General features: G+C 70.7%; 18 protein-coding genes. 2 read left to right on the top strand and 16 right to left on the bottom strand.

The window, feature by feature from the left end; all coding sequences use genetic code 11:
* Window positions 1-37: 37 nt before the first annotated feature.
* The 16 genes from HCX50_RS14255 to HCX50_RS14180 all read right to left on the bottom strand — a co-directional run bounded on the left by HCX50_RS14255 (window position 38) and on the right by HCX50_RS14180 (window position 13,123).
* The gene (locus HCX50_RS14255) at window positions 38-1,198 is read right to left on the bottom strand and encodes a flagellar hook protein FlgE (protein ID WP_029261090.1); all 1,161 of its coding nucleotides are present in this window, start codon (window positions 1,196-1,198) and stop codon (window positions 38-40) included.
* Window positions 1,199-1,226: 28 nt separating this feature from the next.
* Complete coding sequence (locus HCX50_RS14250) at window positions 1,227-1,664, bottom strand: flagellar hook assembly protein FlgD (protein WP_167634817.1); 438 nt, start codon at window positions 1,662-1,664, stop codon at window positions 1,227-1,229.
* Between the two features lie 15 nt (window positions 1,665-1,679).
* Window positions 1,680-3,140 (bottom strand): flagellar hook-length control protein FliK, encoded by a 1,461-nt coding sequence (locus HCX50_RS14245; protein ID WP_167634816.1) that lies wholly within the window; start codon window positions 3,138-3,140, stop codon window positions 1,680-1,682.
* Window positions 3,137-3,559 carry a hypothetical protein gene (locus HCX50_RS14240; RefSeq protein ID WP_029261087.1) on the bottom strand — a complete coding sequence of 141 codons (423 nt, stop codon included), beginning with the start codon at window positions 3,557-3,559 and terminating at the stop codon, window positions 3,137-3,139. The genes HCX50_RS14245 and HCX50_RS14240 overlap by 4 nt, the downstream gene beginning before the upstream one ends.
* Window positions 3,556-4,848 carry a FliI/YscN family ATPase gene (locus HCX50_RS14235; RefSeq protein ID WP_205829197.1) on the bottom strand — a complete coding sequence of 431 codons (1,293 nt, stop codon included), beginning with the start codon at window positions 4,846-4,848 and terminating at the stop codon, window positions 3,556-3,558. Before HCX50_RS14235 ends, HCX50_RS14240 begins: the two co-directional genes overlap by 4 nt.
* Window positions 4,848-5,453, bottom strand: a complete 606-nt coding sequence (locus HCX50_RS14230) for a FliH/SctL family protein (protein WP_167634814.1) — start codon at window positions 5,451-5,453, stop codon at window positions 4,848-4,850. The genes HCX50_RS14235 and HCX50_RS14230 overlap by 1 nt, the downstream gene beginning before the upstream one ends.
* A complete protein-coding gene (gene fliG / locus HCX50_RS14225) occupies window positions 5,443-6,447 on the bottom strand; it encodes a flagellar motor switch protein FliG (protein ID WP_091035019.1) in 1,005 nt (334 codons plus the stop codon). The genes HCX50_RS14230 and fliG overlap by 11 nt, the downstream gene beginning before the upstream one ends.
* Window positions 6,444-8,072 (bottom strand): flagellar basal-body MS-ring/collar protein FliF, encoded by a 1,629-nt coding sequence (gene fliF, locus HCX50_RS14220; protein WP_167634813.1) that lies wholly within the window; start codon window positions 8,070-8,072, stop codon window positions 6,444-6,446. Before fliF ends, fliG begins: the two co-directional genes overlap by 4 nt.
* Window positions 8,072-8,374 (bottom strand): flagellar hook-basal body complex protein FliE, encoded by a 303-nt coding sequence (gene fliE, locus HCX50_RS14215; protein WP_029262222.1) that lies wholly within the window; start codon window positions 8,372-8,374, stop codon window positions 8,072-8,074. Before fliE ends, fliF begins: the two co-directional genes overlap by 1 nt.
* Window positions 8,374-8,766: a flagellar basal body rod protein FlgC gene (locus HCX50_RS14210; RefSeq protein WP_029262223.1), complete on the bottom strand. Its 393-nt coding sequence runs from the start codon at window positions 8,764-8,766 to the stop codon at window positions 8,374-8,376. Before HCX50_RS14210 ends, fliE begins: the two co-directional genes overlap by 1 nt.
* Window positions 8,763-9,104 carry a flagellar basal body rod protein FlgB gene (locus tag HCX50_RS14205; RefSeq protein ID WP_029262224.1) on the bottom strand — a complete coding sequence of 114 codons (342 nt, stop codon included), beginning with the start codon at window positions 9,102-9,104 and terminating at the stop codon, window positions 8,763-8,765. Before HCX50_RS14205 ends, HCX50_RS14210 begins: the two co-directional genes overlap by 4 nt.
* A gap of 109 nt (window positions 9,105-9,213) precedes the next feature.
* Complete coding sequence (locus tag HCX50_RS14200) at window positions 9,214-9,537, bottom strand: hypothetical protein (protein ID WP_167634812.1); 324 nt, start codon at window positions 9,535-9,537, stop codon at window positions 9,214-9,216.
* A complete protein-coding gene (gene fliS / locus HCX50_RS14195) occupies window positions 9,534-9,920 on the bottom strand; it encodes a flagellar export chaperone FliS (protein ID WP_029262226.1) in 387 nt (128 codons plus the stop codon). The genes HCX50_RS14200 and fliS overlap by 4 nt, the downstream gene beginning before the upstream one ends.
* A gap of 2 nt (window positions 9,921-9,922) precedes the next feature.
* Window positions 9,923-11,305: a flagellar filament capping protein FliD gene (fliD, locus tag HCX50_RS14190; RefSeq protein ID WP_167634811.1), complete on the bottom strand. Its 1,383-nt coding sequence runs from the start codon at window positions 11,303-11,305 to the stop codon at window positions 9,923-9,925.
* A gap of 75 nt (window positions 11,306-11,380) precedes the next feature.
* Window positions 11,381-12,211 (bottom strand): flagellin N-terminal helical domain-containing protein, encoded by an 831-nt coding sequence (locus tag HCX50_RS14185; protein WP_091035013.1) that lies wholly within the window; start codon window positions 12,209-12,211, stop codon window positions 11,381-11,383.
* 111 nt (window positions 12,212-12,322) lie between these two features.
* Window positions 12,323-13,123: a sigma-70 family RNA polymerase sigma factor gene (locus HCX50_RS14180; protein ID WP_167634810.1), complete on the bottom strand. Its 801-nt coding sequence runs from the start codon at window positions 13,121-13,123 to the stop codon at window positions 12,323-12,325.
* Window positions 13,124-13,319: 196 nt separating this feature from the next.
* On the opposite strand from HCX50_RS14180, the gene flgN reads away from it, so the two are divergent.
* Together flgN and flgK are read left to right on the top strand one after the other, a co-directional pair.
* On the top strand, window positions 13,320-13,802 hold the full coding sequence (flgN, locus tag HCX50_RS14175) for a flagellar export chaperone FlgN (protein ID WP_029262230.1): 483 nt from the start codon (window positions 13,320-13,322) through the stop codon (window positions 13,800-13,802).
* A 13-nt stretch (window positions 13,803-13,815) separates the two neighbouring features.
* Window positions 13,816-15,225 carry a flagellar hook-associated protein FlgK gene (gene flgK, locus HCX50_RS14170; protein WP_167634809.1) on the top strand — a complete coding sequence of 470 codons (1,410 nt, stop codon included), beginning with the start codon at window positions 13,816-13,818 and terminating at the stop codon, window positions 15,223-15,225.
* Window positions 15,226-15,232 lie beyond the last annotated feature (7 nt).

The raw sequence follows: 15,232 nt of genomic DNA, 5'->3' as shown, positions 1-15,232 counted from the left end.
GTCGAAGGCGCCCCGACTTCGGCCAGGGCGCCTTCGCTCAGCGCTTGAGGTTCGTGAGCTCCTGCAGCACTTCGTCGCTCGTGGTGATGATGCGGGCGTTCGCCTGGAAGCCGCGCTGCGCGACGATCAGGTTGGTGAACTCCTGCGAGAGGTCGACGTTCGACATCTCGAGGGCGCCGCTGATGATGCCGCCCAGGCCGTCGGTTCCGGCTTCGCCGAGCGTCGGCTGGCCGGAGTTGCCGCTGGGACGGAACTGCGAGGATCCGGTCTTCTCGAGGCCGCCCGGGTTCACGAAGCCGGCCAGTGCGATGCGCGCGAGAACTTCGGTGTCGCCGTTGCTGAACGTGCCCACGAGGCTGCCGTCGTTGGTCAGGGCGTAGGAGCTCAGGGTGCCGGCCGGCTTGCCGTTCTGCTCCTTGATGGCGATGTCGCTGACGTCGGCGAAGCCGGTGACCGCCGAGAGGTCGACCGTGATGCCGCCGGACACGATCGACGAGGCGCCGGCCTGCTTGCCGTCGGTGAAGGCCAGCGGGGTGCGCGCGCCGGCAGCGTCGGTGACGTCCCAGCCGGCGGTCGTGCGGGTGAAGGTGAGACGCATCGAGGTCTCCGTGCCCTGCGCGTCGTAGGTCTTGATGTCGCGCACGAGCGTGTCGCCGACGGCCGCGCCCGAAGGCAGGTTGCCGGTCACCCGGGCGGTGGTCGTCGCGGCGGCCGGGCTCAGAGCGCCAACGGGGAGCGTGATGTCGCCGATGCCCTGACCGGGGACGATGGCTCCACCGCGCGCGGTCCAGCCCTGCACGAGCGCACCGTCGGCCGAGACCAGCTTGCCGCTCGCATCGAACGAGAAGCCGCCGTTGCGGGTGTACAGCGTCTCGCCGCCGGAGCGCACCACGAAGAAGCCGTCGCCGGCGATCATGAGGTCGGTGGGGACGCCGGTGGGCTGCGGTGCCCCCGACGCGAAGTTGGTGCTGATGCCGGCGACCTGCACACCGAGACCGACCTGGGCGGGGTTCTGACCGCCGAGGTTCGTCTGCGGCATCATCGAGTTGCGCAGCAGCTGCGACAGCGAATCCTGGAACTGCACGGCCGAGGCCTTGAAGCCGGTCGTGTTGACGTTGGCGATGTTGTTGCCCGTGACGTCGAGCATGGTCTGGTGCGAGCGCAGGCCCGAGATTCCGGCGAAGAGGGAGCGGAGCATGGTGGTGCCTTTCTGGGTGCGGGGCTGATCAGGGTTTGGGGACGAGGGAGACGCCGGAGACGGCGTCGAGGGGGATGGATGCTTCGCCGATGGTCACGAGCGGCACGGCGCCCGCATACGAGACCGAGGTGACGATGCCCTTCTGCGTGACACCGTCGGCATCGACGTACTGGGCTTCGTGGCCGATGAGCGCGGCGGCGGTCTGACGCATGCTGAGCGCGAAGCTCTCGGTCGAGGTGGCCGACAGCGCGGTCAGCTGCTCCATGGACGCGAGCTGCGTGGTCTGCGAGATCATCTCGTTCGTGTTCATGGGAGAGCTGGGGTCCTGGTTGGTCAGCTGCGTCACGAGCAGCTTCAGGAACACCTCCGAGTCGAGCGTCTTCTTGCGTTCGACCGGAGGCGTGGTGCTTCCTGTCTGCACGCCGGTGGGCGGGATGGTGCCGGTGATGGGGTCGACCGTGGTCATGGGGTTCCTCTCGCATCAGGCGAAGACATCGATGCCGCCGAGCGGCGAGTCGAGGGGGCCGGATGGTGCGCCGTCCGGTGCGGTGGGGACGACGACCGGGTTCGGCCGCGCGCCGGCATACCGGTCGGCGGGGGCGTCGCCGCGGGCCTGGCCGCCGCCCGCGCTCGCCGCATTGCCGTTCGTCGCGTTGCCGTTCGCGGAGCCGCCGCCGTTCGGCGAGTTCTGTGGATTCGACGTGCCCGGGCCGTCGTCCGAGGTCGACAGCATCAGCGAGGCGTGCGGAGCCGCTGCGGCGAGATCCCGCCGCAGGTCGGCGAGCACGGCCCGCAGCGCCTCGCGCCCGAGGTCGTTCGGGGCGTGCAGCTCGATGTGAATGGCCCCGCCGGAGATGTGCGCGCGCACGGTCACCGGGCCGAGGTTCTCCGGCGACACGGTCAGCGTGAGGCTGTGATCGCCGTCTGCGGCCTGGGCGAGGGAGACGACGGGCGCTGCGATCTGGGGGAGCAGTACCGGCCGGGCGATCGCGGCTGCCGCGGCAGGCCTGGCCGGGGCGATCGGGGGCGGTGAGGCGGATGCCGGTGTCGTGACGGCGGCCGTCGAGCCGGTGGCATCCGCGGTCGCGGGTGCCGATGCGGCGGGGGCAGTGGCGACCGGAGTCGAGCCTGCAGAGGACGGCGCGGCGTCGGATGCCCTATCGACGGCGGATGCTGTCCCCGCCAGGAGCGCCGCGTCGGCGTCCGACCCCGGTGCCGGTTGCGTCGAGGCAGCCGCAGCCGCGGCGACGGCACCGTGCGGCCCAGCGGCGACGGGCACAAGGCGGAGAGTCACATCGGCCGGAGCATCCGCCGCCGTGCTGTTCGCACCGGATGCGCCGGCGATACCGTCGCTGCCGACAGGAGCCGATGCCGCACCGCCGGCGGCGGGCCCGGTCGAGGCGCGCGGCGACGATGCGCCGGTCGCGGCGGGCGGCACGGAGGAGGCGGCCAGGGCTGCCGCCGATGCGGTGGTGCGTGCCGGATCGACCGATGCGGCGACAGCGCCGGACGTCGCGATCGGGGTGGGATCGGCGGCTTCCGCAGGGGCATCCGCCGCTCCGGTGTCCTTCGCGGCATCCACCGGTGGCGGGTTCCCGTCGAGGTCGGGGGCCGCTCCCGTGGTGCTTCCGTCGCCGGGAGCCGCCGTCCCCGACCCACTCGGGATCGTGAGGGGTGGGAGAGGCGATGCGGCCACCGGAACAACCGGGTCAGCGGATTCGGCGGTCGCATCCGTCGTCTCGGTTCCCGTCGAGGAACCCGACGACACTCCCTCGGTGGGGACGCCGTCGGCAGGCGCGTCTTCGGCGAGCTGAGCCCGCACCGCATCCTGGATCACGTCGGCGAAGGCCGAGGCACCCGGAGTGACGCCGCGCGAAGGCGACGCACCGCTCGGCCGCGACGCGCGAGGGTCGAGCATGTCGACGATGCCGAGCGCGGTCACGACTGCCCCTCCGTGTCGGTGCGCGATCCGATCTCGTCGAGCTCCGCCTGTTCGGCGTGCAGCTCGGCCGCCCGCACCCGCACGGCGTGCGCCTGGGCGAGACGGTCGAGTCCGCGCATCGCTCGTCGTGCCTCCGAGTGCTCCGCGCGGGCCTGGTCGACGGTCTGCTCCTGCAGTTCCGCCAGCATCGTCAGGTCGGAGAGCAGCGTCCGCCCGGCCACACGGGCGGCCGCGAGCGCGGCCAGCGAGCGGACGTCCACGGCTTCACTCCCGGCACCGGAGAGATGAGCGCGCAGGGACCGATCGCGGGCCTCGGTGTGCCGGGCGTCGAGCACCGCGCGGGAGAGCCGCTGCGCCGCCGCGCGCTCCTGGATCTCGCGCACACGCAGCAGGCCCGCCAGGGAGAACGACCGTGTCATGAGACTCCTCCGAAACCGGAGACGAGCTCGTCGAGTCGACGCCACGATTCGTCGATCGCGCTCGTCTCGTCGAGCGACTGGGTGAGGAAGGCGGAGATCGCCCGTTCGTGGGCGATCGCGGCGTCGATGCGGGCGTCGGCACCCGGCTGGTACGCGCCGATGTCGATCAGGTCGTTGGCCCGGCGACGCGCGGCGAGCACCGCACGTAGCGTCGCCGCGTGCGCCCGCTGCCCGGGGGCGGTGATCTTCCCCACCACGCGGGAGACGGAGCCGAGCACGTCGATCGCCGGGTGGTGGCCTGAGAGCGCGAGCGCGCGATCGAGCACGACGTGGCCGTCGAGGATCGAGCGCACGGTGTCGGCGATCGGCTCGTTGTGGTCGTCGCCGTCGACGAGCACCGTGTAGATGCCGGTGATCGAGCCGCGCCGATCGGTGCCGGCCCGTTCGAGCAGGCCGGCGAGGAGCGAGAACGTCGACGGCGGGTAACCGCGGGTCGCCGGGGGCTCTCCCGCGGAGAGGCCGATCTCGCGCTGCGCCATCGCCACGCGGGTCAGCGAGTCCATCATGAGGATGGCGTGCGCGCCCTCGTCGCGGAAGGCCTCGGCGATCCGGGTGGCGGTGTACGCGGCCCGGATGCGCGCCATGGCCGGCTGGTCGGAGGTCGAGACGACGACCACCGAACGGGCGAGTCCCTCCGGCCCGAGGTCGTCTTCGATGAACTCGCGCACCTCGCGGCCGCGCTCGCCGACGAGGGCGATCACCGTCACCTCGGCCTCGGTGCCGCGCGCGATCATCGACAGCAGCGACGACTTGCCCACTCCCGAGCCGGCGAAGAGCCCCACGCGCTGCCCGCGACCCACGCTGACGAGCGTGTCGAGCGCTCGCACCCCGAGCGGAAGAGGGGAGTCGATCCGGTCGCGCCCCATGATCGAGGGCGGAGCGTGGTCGAGGCTCACCGAGATCGCGCCGGTCAACGGGCCTTTGCCGTCGATCGGCCGACCGAGTCCGTCCAGGACCCGTCCGAGCAGCGCGTTTCCGGTCGGCACACGGAGCGGGCCACCGCGACCCCGCACGGGCGCCCCGACGGTGAGCCCGGCGACGGCGCCGAGGGGCATGCACCGCAGACCGCCCTCGCCGATCGCGACGACTTCGGCATCGACCCCGTCGAGCGTCACGACATCGCCGACGGCGCCTTCGAGCCCTCGCACCTGCACGCTCAGACCGCGCACCTGGGAGACGACGCCGATGCGCTCGGGGCGAACCGCCTCGCGGACGGCGGTCCAGGCCATCACGACCCGGCCTCGACCAGTGCGCGGCGGGCGCGCTCGAGGGCGCTGCCGATCCGGGCGTCGATGTGTCCGTGCGCCAGGGTCGCGACGGCATCGCCGCGCTCGAGCGTGTCGTCGGCGACGAGGGCGAACGCGGCCAGGTCCGACTCCGCGGTCTGCAGCGTCTGCAGGTCGTCGGGGTGCAGGCGTACCTCGCGGATATCGGCGGGATCGGTGACCGCGAGTGCTCGCCGGGCGGCCGCCGCCGCCGAAGAACCGGCGTCCGAGAGTTCGGCCGCCAGAATCAGCTCCGCCAGCTCGATCGCGCAGCGCAGCACCTCATCGCCCGCGGCGCCGGTGAGTTCGCGCTCCCGCTCACTCAGTGACCGGGCTGCGGCCTGCAGCGCCGAGACCGCGGTCTCCATCTCGCGCGCTGCTGTCGCGTCGCGGGCTGCCTGCTCCGCGGCCGCGACCCGTTGTGCCGACTCGGCCCCGGCGAGCCCGGCACGGAAGCCCTCGGCGTGTCCTTCGGCGTAGCCGCGCATCCGGGCGCGCGCATGCTCCGCGCCGTCCGCGCGTCCGTCGAGACGCGGGAACAGCACCGGAGAGAACGCGTCAGTAGACATACTCGTCCTCGTCGGTGCGCTGCACCGTGATGTCGCCCGCCGCCTCGAGGGCACGGATGGTGCGGACGATCTCGGCGCGGGCCTCCTCGACCTGCGAGACGCGCACCGGGCCGAGGGTCCGTGCCTCCTCGTCGAGGTTCTCCCGGTTGCGTTCGGAGACGTTGCGGCGGATGAGGTCGGCGATCCCCTGATTGGCACCCTTCAGCGCGAGGGCGAGCGAGCGGATGTCCATGCCGCGCAGCACCCGCTGGGTGTCGCGGTCGTCGAGCTTGACGACGTCGGCGAAGGTGAACATGCGCGACCGGATGTCTTCCGCGAGGGCACTGTCGCGGTCCTCGATGCTCGCGAGCAGCGCCTTCTCGACGGTCGCTCCGGAGCGGGCGATGATCTCGACGAGCGGTTCGACGCCGCCGAGGGTCTCCGGGGCGTCGCGGCTCGCGAAGCTCCCGGTGCGGGTCTTCAACGCGTCGGCCACGATCGCGATCGCCTCCTGCGACGCGGTGCCCATGGTCGCGATCGCGTGGGCGACATCGGTGCGGGTCGGGTCGGGGAGCGCTGCCAGCACGGCCGCCGCGCGGTCGGTGGGCAGGTGCGCGAGCACGAGGGCGACGGTCTGCGGAAGCTCGCCGTCGAGCAGGGTCGCCAGCTGCGCCGGGTCGGCGGAGCCGAGGAACTCGAACGACGAATTCATCGACGTCGAACCCACCCGGCCGAGCACGGCCGCGGCACGTTCCGCGCCGAACGATGCCTCCAGCAGACCGGCCGCGAGGTCACGACCACCGCGGGCGGGCGGCAGGTGTCCGGTCGCGATCCGGTGGAACTGTCCGAGCGCCTGGGCGGTGGTGGCGGCGTCCAGGTCCTGCAGCTCGATGATCTCGGCGGCGACGGCCTCGGCCTCCGACTCCGAGAGGTGCTTCATCACCTCGATCGCCTGCGCGCGGTCGAGGTTCATCAGCACGACGGCCGCCGTCTGCCGGTCGGTCAACCCGCTCATACGTTCTGCCTGTCGTCGATGAGGGTCCGCAGCAGCTCGGCTGTGCGCTTCGGGTCCTGTCGCGTCAGGGAGTCGATCTCGGCCCGGCGGCGCTCGAGGCTCACCTGCGCAGGCTCGGGGTCGGGCTCCGGCTCGGGATCGGGTGTCGTCTCGAGGAAGGCCAGCGGGGTCGTGGCCGCCTGGTCGATGGCGACGGTGGCCGCACCGGGGCCGAGGGCCGCCGACAGCGGAGCCGGCCGGTCGCCGAACAACTGGTCGAACTCGGTCGCCGAGTTGGCGCGACGCCGCATCCGCACGAGGGCGGCGATGACCGCGAGCAGCAGGGGCAGTGCGATCGCTGCGGCGATGATCGCGGTGTTCAGCAGGACCGACTGACGTTCCGCGGCCTCGGCGTCCTTGGCGGCCTGGAGGGCGGCCTGCGCGGCTTCGGCATCCGTCTGGCTGAACGACACGAGCTCGACCGCGATCGAGTCGCCGCGTGCGGTGTCGATCCCCGCGGCGGTCTCGACCAGTTCGGTCAGCTGCGCGGTGCTCAGGTCGCCACCGGCACCCGCGTCGACCGCGACCGAGACCGACTGGCGCAGCACGTTGCCGGCGGGGGTCGAGGTGCTCTGGGTGCTCTTGTTGACGGCGTTGGTCTTCGACGTCTCCGTGGATTCGGAGGTGCCGTCCGCGCCCGCAGACGGCACCGCGATGTTGTCGGGTCCGAGCACGCCGGCGTTCGAGCTCGAGCCGTTCTGCGTGTCCGTTCGAGACTGCTCGGTCAGCGGAGGCGCGCCCTCCGCCGGGGTGTAGGTCTCTTCGACGCGCTCGTTGACCGAGCGGTCGATCTCGGCGACCACCGTCACGGTCGCATTGCCGGGGCCGACGACGGTGTCGAGCATCTGCTGCACGCTCGCGGTCACCCGTGCCTCGTAGTCGCCGGCCTGCTGGTCGACGCCGCCGATCGCCCCGACGCCGGCGGCCGAGAGGGTCTGGCCGCTCTGGTCCACGACGGCGACGTTCTCGGGCTTCATGCCGCTGACGGCGGCGGAGGTCAGGTGCACGATCGCCTCGACCTGCTTCGAGGTGAGCGACGAGCTGCCCGACGTCTCCACGAACACCGATGCGGTGGCGTCGACGGTCTCCGAGACGAAGACGCTCTCCTCCGGGATCGCGAGCTGCACCGAGGCCGCGGTCACGCCCTCGATCGACGAGATGGTCGCGGCGAGCTCGCCCTCGATGGCGCGCTTGTAGGTCACGGACTGCTGGAACTCCGAAGTGGTCACGCCCATGTCGTCGAGCAGCGAGTACCCGCCGGAACTCGCACCGGGGAGACCTGCGGAGGCGGCGGCGAGCCGCTGGTCGTAGACGTCCTTCTCCGGCACGAGCACGGTGGCTCCGCCGTCGGCGAGTTCGTAGGGGACGGACGACGAACGCAGCTGCTCGACGACGGCATTCGCATCGGAGGCGCTCATCCCCGAGAACAGCGGGGTGTAGGTCGGGCGGGTCAGCCAGCTGGAGAGCGCGACGATCCCGAGCGCGAGCACGGCGACGCCGATGATCGCGATGGTGCGCTGCGCGAGCGTGAAGCCCGCGATCACGCGTCCGATCCGCTGGAAGACGTTGGTGACAGCCTGCGGCATCAGGCTTGCATCCGCATGATCTCGTTGAACGCGTCGACGCCCTTGTTGCGCACGGCGGCGACGAGTTCCAGGGTGACCGATGCGCGCGAGGAGGCGATCATGGCCGAGTGGATGTCGTCGAGGTCACCCGTGACGGCGGCGACCTTGAGCGCGTCGGACTCTGATTGCAGGGAGCGCAGCTCGTCGATCGCACCGGTGACGCTGTTCGCGAAGGCGGTGTCGTCCGCCGCCTTCGCCGGAGCGGTGGGCGGGGCGAGGGTGAACGCCGAGGAGATGCCCTCGACGCCGGAGAGGGGATCCATCAGCTGCGTCCGATCTGGAGGGCGGATTCGTAGGCGTTGCGGGCACGGTCGACGATCGCGGCACTGGCCTGGTAGCCGCGCTGCGCGAGGATGAGCTGGCTCATCTGGTCGCCGAGGTCGATGTCGGGGTAGCGGACGTAGCCGTCGGCGTCGGCGAGCGGGTGGTCGGGCTGGTGCACGAGCCGCCCCTCGGCGCTGCCCTGCACGGCGCCGGCGACATACACACCGGGCGACTGGTCGCTGGTCTGGGCCGTGATGTACCGCGCACGGAAGGCGGCGCCGTCGGTCGCCGTCACGGTGTTGATGTTCGCGATGTTGTCGCTGATGGCGTCGAGCCACTTGCGGTGCACGGTCAGGCCGGTGCTCGCGATGCCGATCGCGTCGAAGGTCATGAGGTCCTCATCGCCGCGCGCATCGACGCGAACGAGCCGTTCACGGCCTGCGTGGCGAACTGGTAGCGCAGCATCGTGTCGACGCTGGACAGGGTCTCGGTGTCGAGGTTGACGTTGTTGCCGTTCAGGCGCGTCGGCTCGAGCGAGGTGCCGACCGTCGAGCCGACCCGTCCGTCACCCGCCTGCACCGAGTCCGCGAGCGCCTCTTCGAAGCGCACCCGCTTGGCGTGATAGTCGGGGGTGTTGATGTTGGCGATGTTGTCGGCGATCGCCCGCTGGCGCAGCGCGAGGCCGTCGAGCGCGCTCGTCAGCGCGTTGATGGTCACAGAATCGAACACGACCGCTCCCCGTGTGTGGTGGTGTGGCCGATCCATGGCCGAGACTTGCGAGCCATCCGTGCTCTCCCTGTTCTATCGGCAGGGTCGCGCACGACGTTAGGGAGCGGTCTCAGCCGTCGACGTCGAGGAATGCGGGCGCATCGGGACGCCGCGTTCCGGGGATCCGGTCCACGGCGCCGAGGTGCTGTCGGAGGTCGTCGAGATCGGTGCGGGCGCGCTCCATCGCGAGGCGCTGACGCTCGACCACCCGGCGGGCGCGATCGGCGAGATGCACGGGCAGGGGAGTGGAGGGCGGCGTCCACGGTTCGATGACGGCCGTGTCGGCGGTTCCGGGGGCGGCCGCGAGGATCCGGTCGGCGTCGAGCTCGAGTCGATCCAGGAGCGCGGTCCACTCGTCGGGGTTCCCCCGGTCGGACTCGTCGCCGGGGCTCAAGAGCGCGTCTCCGCGACGGTCCTGGCGGCTTCGTGCCACGCGTCCCGCAGCGGGGCGACGATCCCGTGGCACGCGCGGGTGCGCTCGGGATCGCGGCCGATGTTGGCGCCGATCAGGGTCTGCGACAGGAAGACGTACACCGAGCGAAGGCCCGCGCTGCCGTTCCAGTCGTCGGTCAACGACGAGGTCAGCTCCGACACGATGGCCTGCGCGTGCTGCAGCTGGGCGTTCGCCTCGGTCCAGTCCTCGGCCCGCTGGGCGGCCTCGCCGCGCTCGATGTCGAGCAGCAGCCGGTCGTACAGCAGCGTCACGAGACGCTCGGGTGGTGCCGAGAGGACGGCATCGTCACGGTAGCGCTGCTGCGCACGCAGGGCGGCGTTCATGCTCACTTCCCCGAGCTCGAGGTCGGCAGGGCGGCGATCTGCGACGACAGGTAGGTGGACTGCGACTGCAGCTGCGACAGCATGACCTCGAGGCGGGCGTAGGTGCGCTCGAGCGTCGCTTTCCGCTGGGCGAGGCGCACGTCCCAGCGCTCCATCTGCTCGCCGAGGCTCTTGACCTCGCTCTCCTGGCCGGTGATGCGGGAGGTGAGCAGGCCGTCGTACTTGTCGGAGTAGACCTTCGCCGTGTCCTGCACGCGCGAGGCGACGTCGGAGAACAGGCCGGCGACCGCATCCGGGTCTTTCGCGAGGGCTTCGGCGAACTTCTCCTCGTCGAAGCTGAGCACGCCGTACATGTCGGTCTCGATGCCGATCGATGAGGGGGAGACGCCGTCGACCGGATGCTGGATGGCGTCGGCGATCGCCGTCCGCAGCGAGCGGACGGTGCTGTCGCCCGTGAAGACGCCCAGGGTGGTCTTGTCGCCCGGGTTCGCGGCGACGGTGGCCTTCGACCCGTTGTCGATGCGCGTCAGGATGTCTTTGACCGCGGCGATGAATTCGGCGGAGGCCTTCGTCCGGGCCTCGGTGTCGACGGTCACGCCGATCATGACGGCGTCGGCGGATGCCGCGGACACCGTCACGTCGACACCGTCGAACAGATCGGTGAAGGTGTTGCTCGACGAGGTCAGCACCTGTTCGGCGCTGGTGCCCGCCCACAGCCGCAACTGTGCGTCGGCGCCCACCGCGATCACGGCGGCCCCTGCTTCGGTGGCGATGTCGGATGCGGTGCCGGCCTCGACCGCGGCGAGGTCTCCGCGATAGGCGCGGAACTGGCCGCCCTCGCCCGAGTCTGCGGCGCGCAGCTGCAGGCGGTGCAGGGGGTTGCCGTCGGCGTCGCGGCCCGCGGGCACTGCTGACGCGACGACTCCGAAGCCCGCTTCGTTGATGGCCTGGGCGACCTCCTGCATCGAGGCGCCGTCGGCTTCGATCTGCAGACGCTCGCCCTTGGCGTTCTCGAGGGTGATCACCGGCGGGTCGACGGGCCATCCGTTCGACGCGGCCGAGACGATGGTGTGGGTCTTCGCGACCTTGTCGACGACGATCTCCGCCGAGACCGGGGCGGCACCGGTGCGCGTCGCGACCGTGACCGTGTTCGACGACGACGATGTCGTGAACCGTGCCAGCCCGTCGGGCGACGCGGCCTTCCCGGCGGCGGTGGCGAGGTTCTGGATCGCGGTGTTCAGCGTCTGCAGTTGGGTGACGATGCCGTTCTTGTCATCCATCTTCGCCTTGAGCAGCGAGCGCGGGATGGCGTGCACGTCCATCAGGGCCTTGATGACCTCTGTGGTCTTCAGGCCGGAGACGAGGCCGTCGAGCGAGAGAGACATGATCGCCTTTGCAGGTCGGGAGCGGATAGAGTCCGGGCGACGATCGCAGCCGCCGCCCGGACCCTATGGCGTGGTTCAGCGCAGGAGCTGGAGAACGCCCTGGTTGGACTGGTTCGCCTGGGCCAGCATGGCCGTGCCCGCCTGCGACAGGATGTTCGCCGAGGTGAACTTGACCATCTCGGACGCCATATCGGTGTCGCGGATCCGGCTCTCGGCGGCGGCGAGGTTCTCCGCCGACACGTTGAGGCTGTTGATGGTCGACTCGAAGCGGTTCTGCAGCGCACCGTAACCGGCACGTGCGGTCGAGACCGCCTGGATCTCCGTGTCGATGTCAGCGAGCGCGGCACCGTAGGTGGCCGCATCCGTCATCGTCGCCGCGTAGCCCTTGATGTCCGCTCCGAGGGTGGCGAAGTTGGTCAGGTCGACCGAGATCTGGTCCTCGGCGGCGACTGCGCCCGCACCGACCTGGAACGTCAGCGTCGTGCCGCCCGAGAGCAGCTTGATGCCGTTGAAGTTCGTGCTCTCGGCGATCCGGGTGAGCTCATCACCGAGGGTGTTGATCTCCTTCTGGATCGCTTCGCGCGACTTCGCGTTGTTCGAGTCGTTCGCACCCTGAGCGGTCAGGTCGCGAACGCGCTGCAGGATCGAGTGGACCTCGGTCAGGGCGCCTTCCGCGGTCTGGATGACCGAGATGCCGTCCTGGGCGTTGCGGGCCGCGACGTTCAGGCCGTTGACCTGCGAGCGCAGGCCCTCGGAGATCGCGAGGCCGGCGGCGTCGTCCGCTGCACGGTTGATCCGCAGACCGCTCGAAAGCTTCTCGAGCGACTTCGACAGGTCGTTCTGCGTGCTGGACAGGTTGCGGTAGGCGTTGAGCGCCGACACGTTGGTGTTGATCTGCATACCCATAAGGGTTCTCCTCCGTGAATTTCATTGTGCGAGAGACCATCCGTGGTCTCCCGCACACACCTATCGGCGGAGGCGGCGCGCGCGTTAGCCGGGCGCGTCGGGGAAAGCAGGCTAGGCGGGGGCCGACTCGCGGAAGACGCCGGCGATCCGCGCGCTGGCCGCGTCGGCGATCCGCGTGAAGTAGGCGTCCCGTGCTCCGGCCGACACCCGGGTCGTCGTGGCGGGGGCGGCGCCTTCGGCGAAGTACCGGTCCAGGGCGTCGCGCAGCAGGCGGATGGCCTCCGACCTCTGCTGCGACACGGCGGAATGGGTCACGCCGAGCTCTTCGGCGATCTCCTTGACGGGACGCTCCTCGAAGTAGACGCTCTGCACGATCCGGCGCATGCGCTCCGGCAGCGCGGCGACGGCCTGCTCGAGCACCTCGCGGCGCTCACCGACGAGCGCCGATTCCTCGGGCAGCAGAATGTCGGCGGTCACATCGCGGGCGGCGGGGTCTTCCAGTGTGGTGACGGTGCGGGCGGCATCGCCGAGGGCTTCGAGGACGACATCCTTCGCGACGCCCATGGCGGTGGCGACCTCGGCCGCCGTCGCCGTCCGGCCGAGTCCTGCGGTGAGGGTCTCGCGCACGGCGACCGTCTCTTTGATGCGTTTGCGGATGCCGCGGGAGGCCCAGTCCATGGAACGCATCTCATCGGCGAACGCGCCGAGGATGCGGCGGCGCGCGTAGGCGCCGAAGGGGACGCCCAGGGCCGGGTCGAAGGCATCGGCGGCGGTCACGAGCGCGAGCGCTCCGACGGCCGCGAGCTCGTCACGGGGGATATGGGTTGCTCGGTTGTGCGTTTCGGAGGCGAGGTAGCCGACCAGGGGGAGGTTGCTCTCGATAAGGAGATTGCGCTCAGCGCGCGACGACATGGGGGATGATCCACCTCTCTGGATTCACTCCGGAAGCTCCAAGGAGACGAGTAGATGCACTTATCACACTTCTTGTGATCTGTACATGGGGAGAACTACCCATCGCCGTTCCACATAGTAACCTTAGGGGCGCGGCAGCCGATAGTGACCTTTGGCCGCGTTAACAGGCGTGGCGATCACTGGGGAAAAGGGGATCATGGGAGCCAACGAACTATCGATACAGCTGTGGCGCGAGCGTGAACTGCTCGAGATGCTGCTCTTCAAACTAGACGAACAGCAGCTGCTGCTCGCGGCCGGACGATCCCAGTGGATCCAGTTCGCCGCGCGTGAGATCGATCAGGTCCTCGATCGCCTGCGCGGCGCGGGACTCGCGCGCACCGTCGAGGTCGCCGCGGTCGCCGAGGAGTGGGGGGCTCCGGAGGGTGCGACGATCCGCGAACTCGTCGCACACGCGCCGGAGGGCGCGTGGCAAGAGGTTTTCGCCGACCACATGCGCGCGCTGACGAAACTCGCCGCCGAGGTCGAGCAGCTGCGCGACGCGAACACGGAGCAGCTCAGCGGCGTGCTCCGTGCCACTCAGGAGACGCTCGCCGCGCTGGGGCACGAGACGGGCGAGTACACGACGAACGGTGACCGCGCACGCGACGACGCAGCGCGCATCATCGACACCGAGATGTGACCGGAAGGGGATCATGTCGACCTTCAGCGGATTGAACACCGCGGCCAGCGGACTCGCGGCCGCCCGACGCGGCATGGACGTAGTCGGGCAGAACATCGCCAACCAGAAGACCGAGGGGTACACGCGCCAGCGGGTCCAGACCTCGGCCATCGCGGCAATCGCCCAGACCGGCCGGTTCAGCGTCGGCGCCCTGCCGGGACACGGCGTCTCGATCGACGGCGTCGCCCGTCTCGGTGATGCCCTGCTCGACGCTCGGGTCCGCGACTCGCTCGCCGCATCGGGCTTCTGGTCCACGCGCGCCGTCGCTGCGACCACGATCGAGGCCTCGCTCGCCGAGCCCACCGAGAACGGACTGGCGGCGCGACTGTCGAAGTTCTGGTCCGGGTGGCAAGATCTCGCCAACACACCGGACTCCGGTGCCGCGGCATCCACCATCCTCGAATCCGCCAAGGAGCTCGCCTCCCACATCGCCGGCGGTTACCGCACCGTGGCCACCCAGTGGAGCGACGCGCGCGCGACGGCCGAGCGCACGGTGACGCAGGTGAACGCGGCTGCGGACCAGATCGCGGTGCTCAACGGCGAGATCCGCGACGCCCTCGCCTCCGGGCGCTCGGCGAACGAGCTCATGGACCAGCGGAGCGTGCTCGCACAGAACGTCGCCCGCATGTCCGGGGCGGCGGCCACGATCGAGAGCGACGGGTCGATGACCCTCCGCGTCGGCGGCAACGCGCTGGTCTCGGGTTCCGATGCGCGCAACGTCGTCCTCAACGGCCCGGCCACGATCGACGCGGGGCAGCGCTTCACCGTCTCGTGGGCATCCGCCCCCGATCTCCCGGCCTCGATCGACGGCGGTGAGCTCGGTGGCTCGCTCGCCGTGCTCGCGCCGGCAGCCGACGGCGGGATGCTCGCTCAGCTCGCCTCGACCTACGACGCGGTGGCGACGGCCCTCGCCGGGGCACTGAACGCGCAGCACCGTGCGGGCGTCACCTCGTCCGGGCAGCCGGGTGGAGACTTCTTCACCCTTCCGACGACCGGGTCGGCCGCGCTCGGACTGCGGGTCGCCGTGACGACCCCGTCCGAGCTGGCGCTCGCCGCACCGGGTGCCGGTGCGCTGGATGCGACCAACGCCGACCTGATCTCGCAGATCGGGCGCGGCGCCACCTCGCCCGACGCGCTCTGGTCCGATCACGTCACGCGCTTCGGCGTCGCGACGGGAGCCGACGTGCAGCGGGCGAAGGTCTCCGATTCGGCGGCGGTCGCCGCGGTCGGGGCGCAGCAGTCCGTCGCCGCCGTCGACGGCGACGAGGAGACGATCAGCCTGCTCACCTACCAGACCGCCTACCAGGCCGCAGCCCGCGTGATGACGGCGGTGGACGAGGCGCTCGACGTCCTCATCAACCGCACCGGCCTCGTCGGACGCTGATAAAGGA

It is taken from the genome of Microbacterium sp. B19(2022), assembly GCF_012030385.1.
GTDB lineage: Bacteria > Actinomycetota > Actinomycetes > Actinomycetales > Microbacteriaceae > Microbacterium > Microbacterium oxydans_B.
This window is presented reverse-complemented; position numbering and strand designations above follow the sequence as displayed.